Raw genomic sequence first — 18143 nt, 5'->3', positions numbered from 1 at the left:
GGGCGGTGGTAGGGTTGGCTGCGGGCCATCAAGCGTCAGCCAGCTCGGGCTGACGGTAGGCGGCCCGAGCCGCGGCTTCGGCGTCACCATTGGCCTCGGCGAGCGCAAATGCGAATGCGGCGGGCGTCGGTAGGTCGAGCTGGCGCAGGAGGGTGACAGAAACGGCAGCGGTGCCGGATACGCGCCGGTAGCGCTGATCGACGGCGGCGGTGTTGAGGAGGGCGATTGCGATCCGCAGTTTATCCGGTTCGTCCGCAGTGAGAACGATCGTGTGGTTCTCGGTCACGAACCCGCCCCACTTCTCGATGACCGCCGGATCGACCATGGCGGCGACGAGGCGGCGCGGCTGCTTGTCGTTGGTCGTCCGCTGCATGACGGCGGCGGCGGTTTTAATGATTGCGGTGCTGTCGTCGTCGAAGGTGACGAAGTCGGCCTTCCTGTTCTTCTTGCCAGCCGGCCTGCAGTCCTCATTCAGGCGCACGTTCTTGGCCCAAATGAGCGGATAGCCTCGCTGACGACGCTCGAGCTTGTCGACCAGCCGTTCCTTCTCTCGGTTCCAGACGAAGTAGCCGGCGCGCACTGCGACCCCGTAGTCAGCGAGTGTCGCACCGCCGATGTCGCGCGGATCCGCTGCGGGCAGCGGCCAGGCGTCCCCGGGTTCCTGCGGCAACGACTGTTCGACCGTCGCCGCGGTCGTCGCCGCGCGCCCCACGATCGGGAACGACACCATCGCGCCGCAGGGGTGCGGCTTGCCTTTGCGCGCGACCAGGACGCTGATGTCCTGCGCCACGTCGACGAACACGCCTTCCCGGCCAGCGATCGATGCGATGCTCAGGACCTCGCCCTGCGAGCGGATGAACGCGCGCATGCGGTCATAGAGCGGACCCGCCCGGAAGCTCGATGGGATGACGAGCGCGACGACGCCGCCCGGCTTGGCGTGGCGGAAGCACAGCTCGGTGAACAGCGCGTATTTGTTGACGTGTCCGCTGTGCGCGACGCGCTTCCAGGCGTAGCCGTGGACGTCGTCGAGCGACATCCGGCCGTATGGGGGATTCGCGACGACCAATCCGTATGACGCGGGGATCGAGTAGCGCAGCGCGTCCCCCGTCACGATTACGTCGCGTGGCAGCGGTGCGCCGAGGCGCTCGGCGATGAGGCGGCGGGAAAGCGCCGCGAGGCCCTCGTCGATCTCGATCCCGTTGAGGCGGTGCGCGACCTCGCGCGGGGACAGTTCTGCGATCGACATGCGACCGGCGAGCGTGGACAGGAAGGCGGCGCCGCCGGCGGCGGGGTCCAGCACGTCGTCCTTGGCGAGGTCAAATCCTGCCGCGATCGCCATGTCGACGACCGCGTCGGCCACGACGGGCGGTGTGAAGTAGGTCGCCTGAGCGCGCCTCAGCTTGCTGGGCAGCATCAGGGTGTAAAGCGTGCCGACCCAGTAGTGCCTTTCGTCCATTGGCAACGCGTGAAGGGCCCGCCGAAACCCATTGAGGCGCTCGTCGGCGCCGATGTCGGAAAGGAGGTCGAGGCACGCGTCGGCACGCGCCATGGCTGTCTGCTCAGGTTCGGCCAGGTGCTTGGCGGCCGAGCGGGCATGGGCGAGCAGCGCCGACTTTGACACCACGCCCGTCATCTCCGATCGTCCCCCCCAATCGATCAGCTTGCTCGACGGTGTTTTCAGGTTGTACCGCCTCATCGACCAAACGACTTGAATTCCGCGCAAATGTCCAGATCAGAGTTTGCACAGGCGGACATTGGCCGGCTCGTCGAGTTTGCGAGAGGGGCTGAACGGTAGGGCGCAGGCCGGCCAAGGCCCATTCAGCCTGTCACTTCCAAGGAAATGGTCGCGATCGGCTAATCTGGCGTCAGCAATGCAACGGCCACCATTCGATGTTGCAATGGCGGCCGGGAGCAGACAGAATCGGACGAGAGCGGACGAAAATTCCTGCTGTGGGGCCAGTTGTGGGGCCGATTTTCAGACCCTCAAGTGCCCCATATCCATATCAAATCGTTGGAAAAATATAGGGGAAACCTCCCGCTCCGCCACATGCGCCATCATGCGCAGGAGCCCGCCAACGCGCGTCGGCTTTCGCCCCACAATTCGCCGCTGTGGTCACCCAAGCTCGAGCCTATAAATGGTCGTTCGTCGGTGGCTCGACGAGCCGCTAGTCTGGCGACGGGGGCCGATGTAAGTCCCAACGATAAGTACGTCGTGTCCGGATGTCATTGGGGGCGTCGATGTTACCATTTAAATTACGGCACGGCGCTGATGAAACCTTAGCGGTCGATCGGCTGAGCTTTTTGACTGACGGCGTGTACGCCATCGTTCTCACGATCCTGGTGCTGGAACTCAAGATTCCGGAACGGTTGACCGACGCTCAAATCTACGCCGCGATCGCTGCCAGCGCGCCGAAGTTTGCCGCGTTCGCTATCGCCTTTTCCGCCGCGTCGATCGGTTGGACATTCACCTTCCTGCTGCACAGCGTGATCAGGCGCAGCAACTTCCTGCACCTCGTGCTGACGCTTGGGTCCCTGATGTTTGCGTCGCTGATTCCGTTCGCCTCCGCGATGATGGGGAATTATCCGGATTCCCCTTGGGGATACGCGCCCTATTGCCTCGACATTGCGGGGCTTTGCCTGGTTTATACCCTCGATCTTCTCTTTTGCGGGCGCACACTGACCGCCGATACCATCGATTCGAAAATCATCCTGGCATTGTGGCTGTCGACGGCGGCCTGCATGGCGTTGGCCATATTTGGCGCGGTATTTCTCGCATTCTGGAGCCCACACGCAACGTGGTGGGTAATAGCGATCGGGACCGTCGTGATCTGGGTGGATTATTACCTTCTCGCCAGATGGATCGCCCGCGAAATGGCGAAGGAAAGCCCAGGTGAGTCATCTCACAATATCGAAATCGATTCGCCCAATCGACGCCGTAGGCAAGGCGCCGACGGCGTGAAGGCGAATTAAGGTACGGTTTGGCTGCGAGTACGCGAGTGGCACGCTATGGCGTCGCGCCATTCAGCTTGAGTGTCAGTTTTTCTTTTCAGGCAGCTTGCTGCGCTTGGTGTGGGCCAGGTCTTCGAGCTCCTTTTTGCTCATCGACGACTCCATCTGCTTGGAGGCGCCCTTCAGGCTCGATTTCGGCTTCTTGTGCTCCTTGACGGCGAGCGCCGCGCCTGCGGCCATTTGCTGCTTCTTCGATTTTGCCGGCATAGTCTTCTCCTCTAGCTTTGCTCCATTCGCTGCGCCTGGGCGAGCAGGCGCACCACTTCGTCGTCGCTGGTCTGCTCGAAATCGCGGTAGTGCATGCCGACCGCGTAGAACGGGTCGGGCGTTGCCAGGCACAGGATCTCGTCCGCTTCCGACCGCAGGCTCGCGATCGTGTCGCCGGCCGCGACCGGCACGGCGAGGATCAGGCGACGGACTCCGGCGTGCCGCATCGCCCGCAGCGACGCGCGCACCGTCCCGCCCGTCGCGATGCCGTCGTCGACGACCATGACGGTGCGGCCTTTGACCGGCAGCGGCTCGCGATCGCCCAGATAGGCCCGACGGCGGCGCTCGATCTCATCGAGCTCGCGGCGCTTCTGCTGCTCGACATAGGCCGCGGGAATGCCGAGCTGATCGGCGATATCGTTCAGCACGACCTGCGGATTGTCCCCGTCCACGACCGCGCCGATGCCGTATTCGGGATGCCCCGGTGCGCCGATCTTGCGCACGAACAGCATATCCATCGGCGCTTCGAGCGCTTTGGCGACTTCGTAGGCGACCGGCACGCCCCCGCGCGGCAACGCCAGCACGATCGGGTCCTCGGCCGCGTATTCGCGCGCGGCCGCGGCCAGGCGCCGGCCGGCATCGCGGCGATCGTCGAACAGCACGGATGCGCCGATCACCGGGCTGCCTCGCCCGCCTTCACGCGGCGGAAGTGTTGCTGGAACCAGCCACGGCCATGTTCGATCACCTGGTCTAGCGTGCCGGATTCCTCGAACAGGTGGCCGGCGCCCGGCACGATCACCAGCTCCACCTCCGCATGCATCCGCGCCTGCGCTTCCCGGTTCATCTCGATCACCGGGCCATCCAGGCTACCGACGATCAGCAGCGTCGGGGCGACGACCTGGAGCAGGGCGCCGCCGGCAAGGTCGGGTCGGCCGCCGCGCGACACTACGGCGGCGATCTCCGGCCCGCACACCGCCGCCGCGACCAGCGCTGCGCCGCCGCCGGTGCTGGCACCGAAATAGCCGACCGGCAGCCCCCGCGTCCTGTCCTGGCGCGCTGCCCAGCCGGTCGCCTCGATCAACCGTGAGGCGAGCAGGCGGATATCGAACACATTGGCGCGGTCGCGCTCCTCCTCCGGCGTCAGCAGGTCGAGCAGCAATGTCGCCATGCCGGCTTCGCGCAGCCGACCGGCGACGTGAGTGTTCCTGGGGCTGTGCCGGCCGCTGCCGCTGCCATGCGCGAAGATCACGAGCCCGGCAGCATTGTCTGGAACGCCAAGGACGCCGGACAGGCCCGGCGGCTCGATGCGGACTTCCCGCGTCCCGGTCGTGAATGCGAAGACCATGCGGACCTCTCGCGCGGTCAACGGAGAGCCAATCGTGCTGTTCCAAGCCGCAGTCTGCTAAATTTCGCCAGCGACCGAAACGGTTGCCACCGAAGGCCCGCGCTCGCGTTTCGCGGCAGATGTTCCGCTCCGCCGACGATCCGCTGACCGCTGTTCCTCCCCGCGCGACGGCGCTCGAGTGGATCACGACGCGGCCGGGCCTGCCCTATTTCGTGACCGAAAGCGGAGAGGCCTGGACGCCGATCGGCGACAACAACGCGATCAACTGGCCTGAGCTGAACGGCCTCTTTCGCCGCAAGGACCTGCCCGCCGTCGAAACGTTTCTGCACCGCCTGAAAGCCAGCGGCGTCACCGTCATTCGCCTGATGCTCGAATATGCCCAGCATCGGCATCGCTATTTCGAACGGCCGGCGGGCCGCTTCGTGCCGGCGATGGTGCAGCTCTGGGACGATCTGTTTGCGCTCTGCGAGCGGGTCGGCATGCGCCTGCTGCTGACGCCGGTCGATACCTATTGGACCTGGATGCACTGGAAGGATCACCCGTGGAACCGCGCCAATGGCGGTCCGCTCGCGCATCCGTCCGAAATCCTGACCTGTGCGGAAACACGCGACGCGATCAAGGCGCGGCTGACGTTTGCGACCCGGCGCTGGGGCCATTCGGGCGCGCTGTTCGCCTGGGACCTATGGAACGAAATCCATCCCTCCCAGGCCGGCTGGAGCGCCGAGCCGTTCCCGAGCTTCATCCACGATATCTCGGCGCACCTGCGCCGCGTCGAGCAGGAGGCGCATGGCCGCACGCACCTGCAGACGGTGTCGCTGTTCGGGCCGGAGCTGTGGTGGCGGCCGGAGATGCCGCTGAAGGAACCGCTGTTCCGCCACCCGGAGCTCGATTTCGCGACGATCCACATTTATTACGAAGGCACGATCGACGACCCGCGCGACACCGTTGCGCCGGCGCTCGACATGGGACGGATCGTTCAGGAAAGCATCGCCGAAATCCGCGACGACCGGCCGTTTCTCGACAGCGAGCACGGCCCGATTCACAAATACAAGGACAAGAAGCGCACGCTCGCCGCTTCGTTCGACGACGAATATTTCCGTCACATCCAATGGGCGCATCTCGCGGCCGGCGGAGCAGGGGGCGGGATGCGCTGGCCCAATCGCACGCCGCACATCCTGACGGAAGGGATGCGGGCGGCGCAGGCCGCGCTGTCGCGCTTCCTGCCGCTGATCGACTGGACGCGCTTCCATCGCCAGCCGCTCACCCTCTCATTGCCTGAGGGCATTGCCGGATTTGGCTGCGGCGATGCCGACCAGGCGATTGTCTGGCTGATCCGCACGAACGAATGCGACGTGCGCGGCATGATGACACCGAAAGGCGAGCGCGTGCTGGAATTCCGAGTGCCCGGGATTGGGGGCGCTATCGAGGTCACGAGCTTCGATACGCTCGGCGGCCGCGAGCTGATGCGCTGGTGCTGTGATGCGTCGGCTGTCCGGATTTCGATGCCAGCCGGCGACCTGGCGCTCGCGATCCGCCGCGTCTGACGGAAACGGTGCCGCCTCCGTTCGTTGGAAAGGCGAGCAAGGAGAGTGTTGGTGTCCAGTCTTGACGAAACGCGCATTGGCTCCGAAACGACACCCGGAAGTGCGCCTGCCGACGATGCGGCGGGCGGCCCGACGGAGAAACCGGTGAACGAGATTGTAAAGTCCGCGCAGGAAGCGAAGGACGGAGAAGAACGCGCCCCTGACGAGAATAATCGCGGCGCTTGGATTGCGGCGGGCGTCGGCGTTGGAATCGGCTCGGCCGCGCTGGTTGCGGCGCTGCTCTATGCCAACCGCGACAAGGGCAGAGGCAATAAGAAATAGAGCTCCCCGCTAATCGAAATACGAAAAGGGCGGCCCCGATGGGACCGCCCTTTGTTTTTTCGGATTTGCGGTAAGCCTTAGCGCTTCGAGAACTGGAAGCTGCGGCGGGCCTTGGCGCGGCCGTACTTCTTGCGCTCCACGACGCGGGGGTCGCGGGTCAGGAAGCCGGCAGCCTTGACCGCGGAACGCAGCGCCGGCTCGTAGCGGCTGAGCGCCTGGGCGATGCCGTGCTTGACCGCACCGGCCTGGCCCGAAAGCCCGCCGCCCTTCACGGTCGCGATCACGTCATACTGTTCGCGGCGCTCGGCGACGTCGAACGGCTGGTTGATCACCAGGCGCAGCGTCGGGCGAGCGAAATAGACTTCCTGGTCGCGGCCGTTGACGACGATCTTGCCGCTTCCCGGCTTCAGCCAGACACGGGCGACCGCGTCCTTGCGGCGGCCGGTCGCATAGGCGCGACCCTGCTTGTCGATCTGCTGTTCGCGGAGAACGGCCTGGATCTGGTTTTGCGCGGGAGCAGCCGGAGCGGCGGCTTCGGTGCCGGCCGCGGCCGGTTCCGCACCCTGAGTGATGGCGCCGAGATCGGCGAGGGACTGACGCGTGTCGGACATTATGCGCCCACCTTGTTCTTGCGGTTCATCGAGGCGACGTCGAGCACCTCGGGGTTCTGCGCGGCGTGGTCATGCTCGGGGCCGGCGAAGATGCGCAGGTTGCGCATCTGCTGGCGGCCGAGCGGCCCGCGCGGAATCATGCGCTCCACGGCTTTTTCGAGCACGCGCTCCGGGAAGCGGCCTTCCAGCACCTTGCCCGCGGTGACTTCCTTCAGGCCGCCGGGATAACCGGTGTGCTTGTAGTACACCTTGTCCTTCAGCTTGTTGCCGGTGAACCGCACCTTGTCCGCGTTGACGATGATCACGTTGTCGCCGCAATCGATGTGCGGGGTGAAGCTCGGCTTGTGCTTGCCGCGCAGGATGTTGGCGACGATCGAGGCGAGACGCCCGACCACCAGCCCGTCGGCATCGATCAGATGCCATTTCTTCTCGACCGTCGCCGGCGTGGCCGACTTGGTCGTCTTCATGAGCGCCTTCATGGCTACCTCTGTCTAGAAACGAACGACGCCGCCCGGCAGGGGCGGCGCTGCTGGCGGGCAATTGCGTGCGGAGGGACAAAAAGTCAAGCAAAGTAGCGGGTTTCGTGACGGGTAAAATGTTACCCGATCCACGCAGTGCAGGGGGTGACAATCCGGATCACGGATGCAACAAATCCGCGCCATGACCAAAGCCCTTCTGCTCGCAACCCTCGCCCTCGTTCCTGCCATCGCCACCGGCCAAACGCCGCCGATGGCGCCGGATACGGTCGCGGAATATCAGCGCGTCCGGCCGCAGGCGGACTATATCCGTCGCGAGGTGATGATCCCGATGCGCGACGGCGTGAAGCTGTTCACCGTTATCGTCATGCGCAAGGGCACGAAGAACGGCCCGATCCTGCTCAGCCGCACGCCGTACGATGCCGGGAAGGCGACGTGGCGGAACGGCAGCCAGAAGATCGAGGACATCCTGCCGGTGATGGACAAGGAGTTCGTCAACGACGGCTATATTCGCGTCTACCAGGACGTGCGCGGCCTCGGGAAATCCGAAGGCGATTATGTGATGAACCGGCCGCTTCGGGGGCCGCTCAACGATACGGCCGTCGATCACGCGACCGACGCGTATGACACGATCGACTGGCTGGTGAAGAACGTGCCGGAATCGAACGGCAAGGTCGGCATCACCGGCTCCTCCTATCTCGGCTTCACGTCGCTGATGGCGCTGATCGATCCGCATCCAGCCCTGAAGGCTGCGGTGCCGCAGAGCCCGATGGTCGACGGCTGGATGGGCGACGACTGGTTCCACAACGGCGCCTTCCGCCTGCCGGGTTTCGACTATTTTACCGATCAGATGGCGCGGAAGAATGACGGCGACGTGCCCTATGGCATCGGCGACGATTACGACGCCTATCTGGATGCCGGCTCGGCCGGCGATTTCGCGCGCCTTTATGGGCTCGACGCCTTCGCCGTCACCCGCAAGATGATGGAGCACCCGAGCTACGACAGCTATTGGCAGGAGCAGGCGGTCGACAAATTGCTCGGCGCCCGCAAGCTGACCGTGCCGACGATGCTGGTGGTGGGCCAATGGGACCAGGAAGACAGCTATGGCGCGCCGGCGGTCTACCGCGCGCTCGAGCCGCAGGACACGAACAACGACATGGTGTCGCTGGTGATCGGCCCCTGGCGGCACAGCGGCGTCAATTACGAGGCGCGCGAACTCGGCCAGGTGCAGGTGAAGGGAGACACCGGGCTCCAGTTCCGCCGCGATTATATGAAGCCGTTCCTCGATCGCTATCTGAAGGACGGCGCGCCGCAGACGCCGACACCGCCCGTGCTGACCTATGCGACCGGCGCGGACCAGTGGCAGGTCACGCCGAAATGGCCGATGGGCACGCCGACGCCCGTCTATCTTCAGGGCAGCTTCGGCCTGTCATGGAGCAAGCCGGACGGCGGCTCCGATACCTATATCTCCGATCCGGCCAAGCCGGTGCCGTTCGTGCCCCGCCCGGTCCATTTGCGCGAGAACGATGTCTGGCGGACCTGGCTGGTCCACGACCAGCGCTTCGTCGAGAGCCGGCCGGACGTGCTGACCTACACCTCCGCACCGCTCGACAAGCCGGTGCACATCATGGGCGCGCCGAAAGTCGATCTGTGGGCCGCGACCAGCGGCACCGACAGCGACTGGGTGGTGAAGCTGATCGACGTTTCGCCCGACGGCTCCGAGCTGCCGATCGGCATCGAGATCTTCCGCGGACGCTATGTCCGCAGCTTCGAGAAGCCGGAGGCGCTGAAGCCGGGCAAGGCCGAGAACTACCATTGGTCGCTGCCGAACGTGAATCATGTGTTCGAGCCCGGCCACCGGCTGATGGTGCAGGTCCAGTCGAGCCTGTTCCCGCTTTACGACAGAAACCCGCAGACCTTCGTGCCCAACATCTTCAACGCGAAACCGGGCGATTACCGAAAGGCGACGCAGACGATCTACCACGATGCCGCGCACCCGAGCGCGGTGTGGCTGCCGGTTGTAGGCGAGTAGTCGTATCCCCGAAACCGTTCGCTTCGAGCGAAGTCGAGAAGCGCAGGCTCCGAGCGGCCGTTTCTCGACTTCGCTCGAAACGAACGGAGTCTAGCGTTTGACGCTCCAGACCCGATCCACTGCCTTCTGCGCCTGTGACTCCGGCACCCGGCTCACCAGCGACAGCCCGCGCAGCTTGATGCTGCTGCCGCCGAGCAAATGTCCTTCGCGCACATAGGCGAGCTGATAGACCGCTGCCGCGCTGTGCATCTCGCCTTTGCTGGTGAACCGGCTGACGATCGCGATCGGAACCCTGAGGTCGCCGGCATTGGTGCGCTCTAGCCCCGATTCCTTCAGCGCATCGGACAGCCAGCGCGCCTCGATCCGCGCATCGCCTGCGGTCTCGATCGGCTTCACGTTCAGCTTGGCCGGCAGGATCAGCCGCTGGCTCTGAATGACCTGGTCGGGATCGACGGCTTCGATCGTCAGCTGCTTGCCGTCGTCGGCCGGACGGGCCCGAAGGACGAGCGCGGCTTCGACCTTTCCCTCCTTCTGCGCTGTCGCAGCCCGATCCGCTTCCGTGCTCTTGCGCTCGGCATAGCTGTTCCACAGCGTCGCGGCGGAGATCAGCACCGCGGCGACGGCCACCGCCTCGCCAAGCGAGATCCAGCGGCGGCGGATCTTGGCGGCTTCGCGCCGTTCCTCAGGTGTTTCGTTCAAAAGTCTCTGATCCCAAGCAGTTTTCGTGGAGCGACCAGCTTCCAGCTGAGCTCGATTCTATTCGCGACATGGTCCCAGTCCGTGTCGGGAGTGTCCAGCCTTACGCCAACCCAGCCGCTCGGCCCGAAATAGGCGGGGCGGTAATAGACGTCCGGGTCCTGATCGATCAGCTGCGCCTGTTCGTCCGGCCCGCTGGTCTTGACGATGATCGCGATGATGCCGTCGCCATGATGGTCGTGCGTGAAATAGCAGAACATCTTGCCGCCCTGTACCCGAAAGCACGGCATGCCGTGGGAGGTGGTCTCCTCCGCGCCCGGGAGGGCCAGCGCGATCTCGCGCACGCGGGCGAGCTTCGCCTCGGGCGTGCTGTCGCGCATCACATAGTCGGCAAGCGCGCGCGGATAGAGCTGATGCTCCGCGATCAGCACCCGCGCGGCAAGCGTTTCGGCCGTATCGCCGGGCAGCACCGCGACTTCGATCTGACGCAGCACGGGTCCGTCGTCGAGCTCCGCCGTCACGACGTGCACCGAGCATCCGACCGCGCGGTCGCCCGCGTCGAGCGCTCGCGCATGGGTGTCGAGGCCCTTATATCTGGGCAGCAGCGACGGGTGGATGTTGACGATCCGGCCGGCCCATTTGTCGATGAACTCGGGCGAGAGCAGGCGCATATAGCCGGCAAGCGCAACGAACTCAACGTCGGCCGCGCGCAGTTGCTCGTCGATCAGCGCATCGAACTCGACGCGCTTCATGCCCTTGTGGGCGTGGGCGAACGTCGGGACGCCTTCTGCCGTTGCGAGCGTGAGCCCCGCCGCTTCCGGGTCATTCGAAGCTACCAGCACGATATCGTACGGACAATCCGGCAGCCGCGACGCGTAGAGCAACGCCGCCATGTTCGATCCGCGCCCGGAAATGAGCACGCCGACCCGGGCTCTGTTCATGTCCGGCCTCCGATCTGCTCACGCGAAGCCGCGAAGTCGCGAAGAAGAAAAGGGTTTGTTCGTGCGGAGGCGCGGAGGCGCGGAGGGGCTGCATCTCGGCCGTGTGCTTGCGCCGGCGAAAAAACGCTTTCCTGCCGCAAGCAAAGCGCTGAAGCCGCTTCGCGGATCCCGGCCCTCCGCGCCTCCGCGCCTCCGCGAGAACCATCTTCGCGTCTTCGCGTCTTCGCGTGAACCCAATCCCGCTCAGGCAAGGTGCTTGGCCTCCCAGGCCCCTCGAGCCGACCAGGCTTCGTCTGAGCCGAACACGGTGCAGCCGCGCGGGCCCTGTTCGACACGGCCGATCACGAACACCGTCTCACCCGCGGATTCCAGCGCGGCCTTGACGCCGTCCGCCCGCTCCGGCGCGACGACCGCGACCATGCCGATGCCGCAGTTGAAGGTGCGGGCCATTTCCCCGGGCTCAATCGCCCCCTGCGCCTGCAGGAACGCCATCAGCCGCGGCTGCGGCCAGGCGTCCGCGTCGATCCGCGCGTGGAGGTCATCAGGCAGCACGCGTGGCACATTCTCCAGCAGGCCGCCGCCGGTGATGTGGGCGAGCGCAGCGATCTTGCCTTCGCGGACCAAGGGTAGCAGCGACTTCACGTAGATTCGCGTCGGCGCCATCAGCGCGTCGATCAGCAGCACGTCCTGATCGAACAGGGCAGGGCGGTCGAGCTTCCAGCCCTTGTCCGCCGCGAGCCGGCGCACCAGCGAATAGCCGTTCGAATGGACGCCGGTGGAGGCGAGGCCCAGGATCATGTCGCCGGCCTTCACGCGGTTGCCGGTCAACGCCTGGTCGCGCTCGACCGCACCGACGCAGAAGCCGGCAAGGTCATAGTCGCCGTCCGCGTACATGCCCGGCATTTCCGCGGTTTCGCCGCCGATCAGCGCGCAGCCGGCCTGGCGACAGCCTTCCGCGATGCCGCCGATCACGCGCTCCGCAACGCCGCTCTCCAGCTTTCCGGTCGCATAGTAATCGAGGAAGAACAGGGGCTCTGCGCCCTGGACGATCAGGTCGTTCGCGCACATCGCGACCAGGTCGATGCCGACGCCGTCGTGCCGGTCATGCTCGATCGCGAGCTTCAGCTTGGTGCCAACGCCGTCGTTCGCCGCGACCAGCAGCGGGTCGGTATAGCCCGCGGCCTTCAGGTCGAAGAAGCCGCCGAAGCCGCCCAGTTCTGCATCGGCGCCCGGCCGGCGCGTTGCCTTGGCCAGCGGCGCGATCGCTTTCACCAGCGCGTTTCCGGCCTCGATCGAGACGCCCGCCCGGGCATAGGTATAGCTGTCGCCGTCGTTCATGGCGCGGCCCTAGCCACAAGACGCTTGGATTTCCACCGGGGACGCGCCAGAAGGGCGGCGTGATCGCCCTGCGCCGTTTCTCCGTTCCGATTCCGTTGGTCCTGTTGCTGATCGTGGCGCTCGGCGCCGCGGCGGTGCTGCGCGCGCAGATCGAAGGCGGCGATCGCGGCGTGCCGCCGATCGACAGCTCGTCCAGCTTCGAGGTGACGGGGATCGACGTCGATACCTATGCGAGCACGTCCGAAGCGGCGCGGCTCGCCGGCTGGCGGATCGCGCAGCGCAAGGGTTGGGACGCTCTCTGGTCACGCATGCACGCCGGAGAGAAGGGGCCGGACCTGTCCGATTCGGCGCTGGACGGCATCGTCGCCGGCATTGTCGTCGAGGACGAGCAGATCGGCCCGCATCGCTATATCGCGCGGCTGGGCGTGCTGTTCGATCGCGCGCGGGCGGGTACGATTCTCGGCACGTCCGGCAGCCAGCTTCGCTCGGCGCCGATGCTGGTGATTCCCGTCCAGTGGTCGGGCGGAGTGCCGCAGGCGTTCGAGACGCGGACCGAATGGCAGAAAGCGTGGGCGCGGTTCCGCACCGGCGGCAGCGCGATCGATTATGTTCGGCCGACGGGTACCGGCGTCGATTCGCTGATCCTGACGCCGGCGCAGACGTGGCGGCCGGGCCGCACCTGGTGGCGGCTGCTGATCGACGGCTATGGCGCCGCCGACGTGCTGATCCCGCAAGTGCAGATCGACCGCCAATGGCCGGGCGGACCGGTGATCGCGCGGTTCTCCGCCTTCCACGGCCCCGATCGCGATTATCTCGGCGGCTTCGTGCTCCGCGTCGATTCGGCCGACGGCCTGCCGAAGCTGATGGACGAAGGCGTGAAGCGGATGGATGCCTTGTTCACCCAGGCGCTGCAGCAGGGCCGGTTGGTGCCGGATCCGTCACTGATCGCGGAGCCTGTCGCGCCGACGGACGAGGAGCTGACCGCCGACGACACGATTCCGGAGGAAGTGCCGACGATCCTGACCGACGCGGTCACGCCTGGCCTGGCGACAGTCAACGTGCAGTACGACACGCCCGACGTCGCTTCGGTCAGCGCCGGCGAAGCGACGCTGCGTTCCATCCCCGGCGTCCGTTCGGCGCAGACGGCGAGCCTTGCGCTGGGCGGCGTGTCGGTGATGCGGGTGAGCTTCGCGGGCGACCAGGCGACGCTGGCTGCGGCGCTGCAGGCGCGCGGCTGGCAGGTGCAGCAGGGGCCCAACACGCTTCGCATCCGGCGCGGCGCTCCCGCGGCGCCGGCCTCGCCGTCGCCCAGCCCGAGCGGTACCCCGGCCCGCAAATGAGCCAGATGGCGCTGCCGCTCGGCTGGCCCGCCGACGAGCGTCAGGAAGACTTCATCGTCGGCGAAAGCAACGCGCGCGCGGTCAAGCATCTGGAGCATTGGGGCACCTGGCCGGTGATGGCGACGTTGCTTGTCGGCCCGCGCAAGTCGGGTCGCAGCCTCTTGGGACGCCTGTTCGCGAAGAAGTCGGGCGGCCGACTCATCGACGACGCCGATCGCCGGCCGGAGGAAGAGCTGTTCCACGCCTGGAACGCGGCTCAGGAAAGCCATCGTCCGCTGCTGATCGTCGCGGACGAAGCGCCGCCGGCGTGGAAAATCCGCCTGCCGGACCTGAAAACCAGATTATCCGCCACACCCGTGATTGGCCTTGCCGATCCGGACGACGCGCTGGCGGCGGGATTGATCGAAAAGCTGCTGCTCCAGCGCAACCTGCAGGTCCCTCCGGGGTTGGTGCCGTGGCTGATGCCGCGCATCGAGCGGACCCATATCGGCATCATTCAGGCCGTCGACGCGCTCGACGAAGCGGCGCTCGCCAAGCACGTTCGTTTATCTGTAAAGCTTGCGCGCGATACGTTTGCGCCCAGGCAGGAGGATTTGTTCTGATGCGGCCCGAACCGGTCGTGCGCGAGGAAGCGACGCCGAGCGACGGCCAGCGCTATTTCAACCGTGAGCTCAGCTGGCTCGCGTTCAATCGACGGGTGCTCGAAGAAGCCTGCAACCCTTGCCACCCGCTGCTCGAGCGGCTGCGCTTCCTGTCCATTTCCGGCAACAATCTCGACGAATTCTTCATGGTCCGGGTCGCGGGCCTGAAGGGCCAGCAGCTGCAGGAGGTCGACGAGCGGTCGCCGGAGGGGCAGACCGTCAACCAGCAACTCGCCGCCGTCACGGCGGAGGCCGAGGCGCTGATGCAGAGCCAGCAGCGGGTCTGGGCCGACCTTCGTGACGCGCTCGCCGCCGCCGGGATCGAGCTGATTGGTGAGAATGCGCTCGCCGCCGACGCGCGCGAATGGCTGGAAGCGCATTTCCGCGCGCACATTTTCCCGATCATCACGCCCCAGGCGCTCGACCCGGCTCATCCCTTTCCGTTCATCCCGAACAAGGGCTTGAGCCTGATCTTCGACCTGGTGCGCCTGTCGGACAAGGAGCCGATACGCGAGCTGGTGATGCTCCCGCCGACCTTGCCGCCTTTCGTCCGCATTCCGGGCGAGCGGGCGCGCTACGTTGCGATGGAATCAGTGATTCGCGCGTTCACCGATCTGCTTTTTCCCGGCTATCAGGTGAACGGATCCGGCGCATTTCGCGTGATCCGCGACAGCGATATCGAAATCGAGGAAGAGGCGGAGGATCTGGTCCGCTATTTCCGCAGCGCGATCAAACGCCGTCGCCGCGGCCGCGTGATCCGGCTGGAGCTGGAAGAGGGAATTCCCGAAGCGCTGGAACGCCAGGTGCGCGGCGAATTGGGCGGGAGCGAGACGATCGTCACGGTCGCCGGCGGACTGCTCGGCATCGGCGACCTCGAAGCCTTGGCCGAGGAAGATCGGCCCGACCTCAAATGGGACCCGTTCAGTCCTCGCTTTCCCGAGCGCATCCGCGAATATGGCGGCGATTGCTTTGCGGCGATCAAGGCGAAGGACATCATCGTCCATCACCCGTACGAGACATTTGACGTGGTGCTCGCTTTCCTGAGCCAGGCGGCGGCTGACCCGGACGTGGTCGCGATCAAGCAGACGCTCTACCGCGCCGGTAAGCAGTCGGCCGTGATCCGCGCGCTGATCGACGCGGCGGAGGCAGGCAAGTCGGTGACCGCGGTCGTCGAGCTGAAGGCGCGGTTCGATGAAGAGCAGAACCTGCTCTGGGCGTCCGCGCTGGAGCGTGCCGGCGTGCAGGTCGTCTATGGGTTCATCGAGTGGAAGACGCACGCGAAAGTGTCGATGGTCGTGCGGCGGGAGGAGGGCGGCTACCGAACTTACTGCCATTTCGGCACCGGCAATTACCACCCGATCACCGCCAAGGTTTATACCGACCTGAGCTTCTTCACCGCCGATCCGCGCGTCGGGCGCGATGCGGCGCAGCTGTTCAACTACATCACCGGCTATGTCGAGCCGACCAGCCTTGAGCTGCTGACCATCTCGCCGCTCGACCTGCGCGGACGGCTCTCTAGGCTGATCGACGACGAAATCGCGCACGCGCAGGCGGGGCGGCCGGCCAGCATCTGGGCCAAGATGAACTCGCTGGTCGATCCGGCGATGATCGAGAAACTCTATGCGGCGAGCGCCGCCGGCGTGCATGTCGACCTCGTCATCCGCGGCATCTGCTGCCTGCGCCCGGGCGTGCCCGGCCTGTCGGAGAATATCCGGGTCAAGTCGATCATCGGCCGTTTCCTGGAGCACAGCCGCATTTTCGCGTTCGGGAACGGCCGCGCGCTGCCCAACGACAAAGCGAAGGTCTTCATCTCGTCCGCCGACTGGATGCCGCGCAATTTCGATCGGCGCGTCGAATATATGCTCCCAATCGTGAACCCGACCGTGCACGATCAGGTTCTGGACCAGGTCATGGTCGCAAACCTGATCGACAACGAGCAGAGCTGGGAGCTGCACCCCGACGGCTCCTATGTTCGCGATGTGCCCGGCGAGCGCCCGTTCAATCTGCACCGTTATTTCATGACCAACCCGTCCTTGAGCGGCCGCGGCAAGTCGCTCGCCAACAGCGACGCCGTGCCGACACTCAGCCTGAGGCGCCGGTGACCGACACAGCCTTGCTCGATCGCCCCAGCGCCGCCGTTCGCCACGCGCGCGGCTCGCGCTCGGCCATCATCGATATCGGGTCCAACTCCATCCGCCTGGTCGTCTATGGCGGCCCGACGCGCATCCCGGCCACGCTGTTCAACGAAAAGATCATGGCCGGGCTTGGGCGAAGCCTTGATGCAACAGGTGCCATTCCGCAGGCGTCGATCGACGCCGCGCTCTGCGCGCTCCGCCGGTTCAAGCTGCTGGCTGATGAAATGGGCATCGAGCAGCTTCGCACGGTCGCCACGGCCGCCGTTCGCGATGCGACCAACGGCGACGATCTCCTCGCCCAAGCGGCGGATCTCGGCCTGACGGTTGAGCTGCTTTCCGGAGAACAGGAGGCCGAGGCCGCCGCGCTCGGCGTATTGTCGGCCATTCCCGACGCAGACGGCGTGGTCGGAGACCTTGGCGGCGGCAGCCTGGAGCTGACGCGCGTGGCTGACGGTGGCGTGCAGGATCGGGTGTCCTTCCCGCTGGGCGTTTTGCGGATCGCAGGCACGCGCGGGCAGAAAGGGGCACTCGAGGCGCTGATCGCCGAGCATTTCAAACGGGCCCCTTGGCTGAAGCAGGCGAGGGGCTTGCCGCTATATCTGGTCGGCGGATCGTGGCGCGCGCTGGCCCGCATCGACATGGCGCTGGCGGGCTATCCGCTGCCGATCGTGCATCAATATATGATGGCGCCGTCAGCCGCGGATCGTCTCGCGCGCACGGTCGCGCAGAGCAGCCGGGATCAACTCCGGCTGGTGCCTTCGCTGTCAGGTTCGCGCATCGCGATGCTCGGCGAAGCCTCGGCCATGCTGGCCGTCCTGGTCCGCGAGCTGCAGACCAAGAGCCTGGTCGTCTCCGCTTACGGCCTGCGCGAAGGGCTGCTGTTCAAGGCATTGCCGGAGGATATCCGCGCCGAGGACCCGCTGATCGCCGCCTGCCGCGAAGAGGCCGACGTGCAGGGCCGGTTTCCGCAACACGGCGAACTGCTCGACCGCTGGATCGCGCCCCTGTTTCCGAAAAATACCGACGCGCGGCTGCGGCTCGCTGCTTGCCTGCTCGGCGATACCGGATGGCGCGCCAACCCCGAATTCCGCGCCGAGCGGGCCTTCGAGACTGGCGCGCACGGCAATTGGGTGGGCATCGACGCGCGCGGGCGCGTGCTGCTGGGGCAAGCGCTGTTCTCCGCGTTCGGCGGCGGCTCCGGGTCGCTGGGTGCGCTGGCCACGCTTGCGGGCGAGAATGATGTTCGTCGCGCGGTGCGATGGGGCCTGGCCATCCGCCTTGGCCAGCGCTTGAGCGGCGGTGTCGCCGGCCCGCTCCGCCGCTCGTCGTTGCGGGTCGAGGGCAGGGCGCTGTGCCTCAGCCTGCCCGGCGAGGACCGCGGATTATATGGCGAAGCGGTCGACAAACGCTTTCGTCAACTCGCGGAGGCGATGGGGTTGGAAACGAAGCTGGTGTGATCGTCTGAGTCCCAAAAGGCCGTTCGGGCTGAGCTTGTCGAAGCCCTCCC

Annotated in this window: 17 protein-coding genes; 8 read left to right on the top strand and 9 right to left on the bottom strand. The window is 66.0% G+C overall.

The window, feature by feature from the left end:
* Window positions 1-28 precede the first annotated feature (28 nt).
* Complete coding sequence (locus tag SCH01S_RS03705; RefSeq protein WP_245612145.1) at window positions 29-1696, bottom strand: Eco57I restriction-modification methylase domain-containing protein; 1668 nt, start codon at window positions 1694-1696, stop codon at window positions 29-31.
* 524 nt (window positions 1697-2220) lie between these two features.
* On the opposite strand from SCH01S_RS03705, the gene SCH01S_RS15680 reads away from it, so the two are divergent.
* Entirely contained in the window at window positions 2221-2970 is a 750-nt protein-coding gene (locus SCH01S_RS15680) for a TMEM175 family protein (protein WP_084689377.1), read from the top strand.
* A 63-nt stretch (window positions 2971-3033) separates the two neighbouring features.
* On the opposite strand, the gene SCH01S_RS03695 is transcribed toward SCH01S_RS15680, so the two are convergent.
* From SCH01S_RS03695 to SCH01S_RS03685, 3 genes are read right to left on the bottom strand one after another with little or no spacing between them, the layout of a single operon-like run.
* Entirely contained in the window at window positions 3034-3216 is a 183-nt protein-coding gene (locus tag SCH01S_RS03695) for a DUF3008 family protein (protein ID WP_046347426.1), read from the bottom strand.
* An 11-nt stretch (window positions 3217-3227) separates the two neighbouring features.
* Window positions 3228-3893 carry a phosphoribosyltransferase gene (locus tag SCH01S_RS03690; RefSeq protein ID WP_046347425.1) on the bottom strand — a complete coding sequence of 222 codons (666 nt, stop codon included), beginning with the start codon at window positions 3891-3893 and terminating at the stop codon, window positions 3228-3230.
* Window positions 3890-4561, bottom strand: coding sequence for a dienelactone hydrolase family protein (locus tag SCH01S_RS03685; RefSeq protein ID WP_046347424.1), 672 nt, complete (start codon window positions 4559-4561; stop codon window positions 3890-3892). Before SCH01S_RS03685 ends, SCH01S_RS03690 begins: the two co-directional genes overlap by 4 nt.
* Before the next feature lie 119 nt (window positions 4562-4680).
* Between SCH01S_RS03685 and SCH01S_RS03680 the strand changes: the two genes are divergently transcribed.
* Together SCH01S_RS03680 and SCH01S_RS03675 are read left to right on the top strand one after the other, a co-directional pair.
* Window positions 4681-6105 (top strand): glycoside hydrolase 5 family protein, encoded by a 1425-nt coding sequence (locus tag SCH01S_RS03680; RefSeq protein ID WP_157032784.1) that lies wholly within the window; start codon window positions 4681-4683, stop codon window positions 6103-6105.
* 51 nt (window positions 6106-6156) lie between these two features.
* A complete protein-coding gene (locus SCH01S_RS03675; RefSeq protein ID WP_157032783.1) occupies window positions 6157-6426 on the top strand; it encodes a hypothetical protein in 270 nt (89 codons plus the stop codon).
* A 77-nt stretch (window positions 6427-6503) separates the two neighbouring features.
* Here the strand turns inward: SCH01S_RS03675 and rpsI are convergent, their stop codons facing one another.
* Both rpsI and rplM read right to left on the bottom strand, forming a co-directional pair.
* Window positions 6504-7037, bottom strand: coding sequence for a 30S ribosomal protein S9 (rpsI, locus tag SCH01S_RS03670; RefSeq protein WP_046347422.1), 534 nt, complete (start codon window positions 7035-7037; stop codon window positions 6504-6506).
* Window positions 7037-7516 carry a 50S ribosomal protein L13 gene (rplM, locus tag SCH01S_RS03665; RefSeq protein ID WP_046347421.1) on the bottom strand — a complete coding sequence of 160 codons (480 nt, stop codon included), beginning with the start codon at window positions 7514-7516 and terminating at the stop codon, window positions 7037-7039. The genes rpsI and rplM overlap by 1 nt, the downstream gene beginning before the upstream one ends.
* Before the next feature lie 181 nt (window positions 7517-7697).
* Here rplM and SCH01S_RS03660 point away from each other — a divergent pair, with 181 nt between their 5' ends.
* On the top strand, window positions 7698-9545 hold the full coding sequence (locus SCH01S_RS03660) for a CocE/NonD family hydrolase (protein ID WP_046347482.1): 1848 nt from the start codon (window positions 7698-7700) through the stop codon (window positions 9543-9545).
* Window positions 9546-9635: 90 nt separating this feature from the next.
* Here SCH01S_RS03660 and SCH01S_RS03655 read toward each other — a convergent pair whose 3' ends face one another.
* From SCH01S_RS03655 to purM, 3 genes are all read right to left on the bottom strand, one after another.
* Window positions 9636-10244: a hypothetical protein gene (locus SCH01S_RS03655; RefSeq protein WP_046347420.1), complete on the bottom strand. Its 609-nt coding sequence runs from the start codon at window positions 10242-10244 to the stop codon at window positions 9636-9638.
* Complete coding sequence (gene purN / locus SCH01S_RS03650) at window positions 10241-11182, bottom strand: phosphoribosylglycinamide formyltransferase (protein WP_046347419.1); 942 nt, start codon at window positions 11180-11182, stop codon at window positions 10241-10243. The genes SCH01S_RS03655 and purN overlap by 4 nt, the downstream gene beginning before the upstream one ends.
* Window positions 11183-11425: 243 nt before the next feature.
* The gene (gene purM / locus SCH01S_RS03645; RefSeq protein ID WP_046347418.1) at window positions 11426-12520 is read right to left on the bottom strand and encodes a phosphoribosylformylglycinamidine cyclo-ligase; all 1095 of its coding nucleotides are present in this window, start codon (window positions 12518-12520) and stop codon (window positions 11426-11428) included.
* Window positions 12521-12579: 59 nt separating this feature from the next.
* Between purM and SCH01S_RS03640 the strand changes: the two genes are divergently transcribed.
* From SCH01S_RS03640 to SCH01S_RS03625, 4 genes are read left to right on the top strand one after another with little or no spacing between them, the layout of a single operon-like run.
* Complete coding sequence (locus tag SCH01S_RS03640; RefSeq protein ID WP_046347417.1) at window positions 12580-13860, top strand: hypothetical protein; 1281 nt, start codon at window positions 12580-12582, stop codon at window positions 13858-13860.
* Window positions 13857-14462, top strand: a complete 606-nt coding sequence (locus SCH01S_RS03635) for a P-loop NTPase family protein (protein WP_046347416.1) — start codon at window positions 13857-13859, stop codon at window positions 14460-14462. The genes SCH01S_RS03640 and SCH01S_RS03635 overlap by 4 nt, the downstream gene beginning before the upstream one ends.
* Window positions 14462-16603 carry an RNA degradosome polyphosphate kinase gene (locus SCH01S_RS03630; protein WP_046347415.1) on the top strand — a complete coding sequence of 714 codons (2142 nt, stop codon included), beginning with the start codon at window positions 14462-14464 and terminating at the stop codon, window positions 16601-16603. The genes SCH01S_RS03635 and SCH01S_RS03630 overlap by 1 nt, the downstream gene beginning before the upstream one ends.
* Window positions 16600-18093: a Ppx/GppA family phosphatase gene (locus SCH01S_RS03625; RefSeq protein WP_245612144.1), complete on the top strand. Its 1494-nt coding sequence runs from the start codon at window positions 16600-16602 to the stop codon at window positions 18091-18093. The genes SCH01S_RS03630 and SCH01S_RS03625 overlap by 4 nt, the downstream gene beginning before the upstream one ends.
* The last annotated feature ends 50 nt before the right edge of the window (window positions 18094-18143 follow it).

It is taken from the genome of Sphingomonas changbaiensis NBRC 104936, from assembly GCF_000974765.1.
Classification (GTDB): domain Bacteria; phylum Pseudomonadota; class Alphaproteobacteria; order Sphingomonadales; family Sphingomonadaceae; genus Sphingomonas_B; species Sphingomonas_B changbaiensis.
This window is presented reverse-complemented; position numbering and strand designations above follow the sequence as displayed.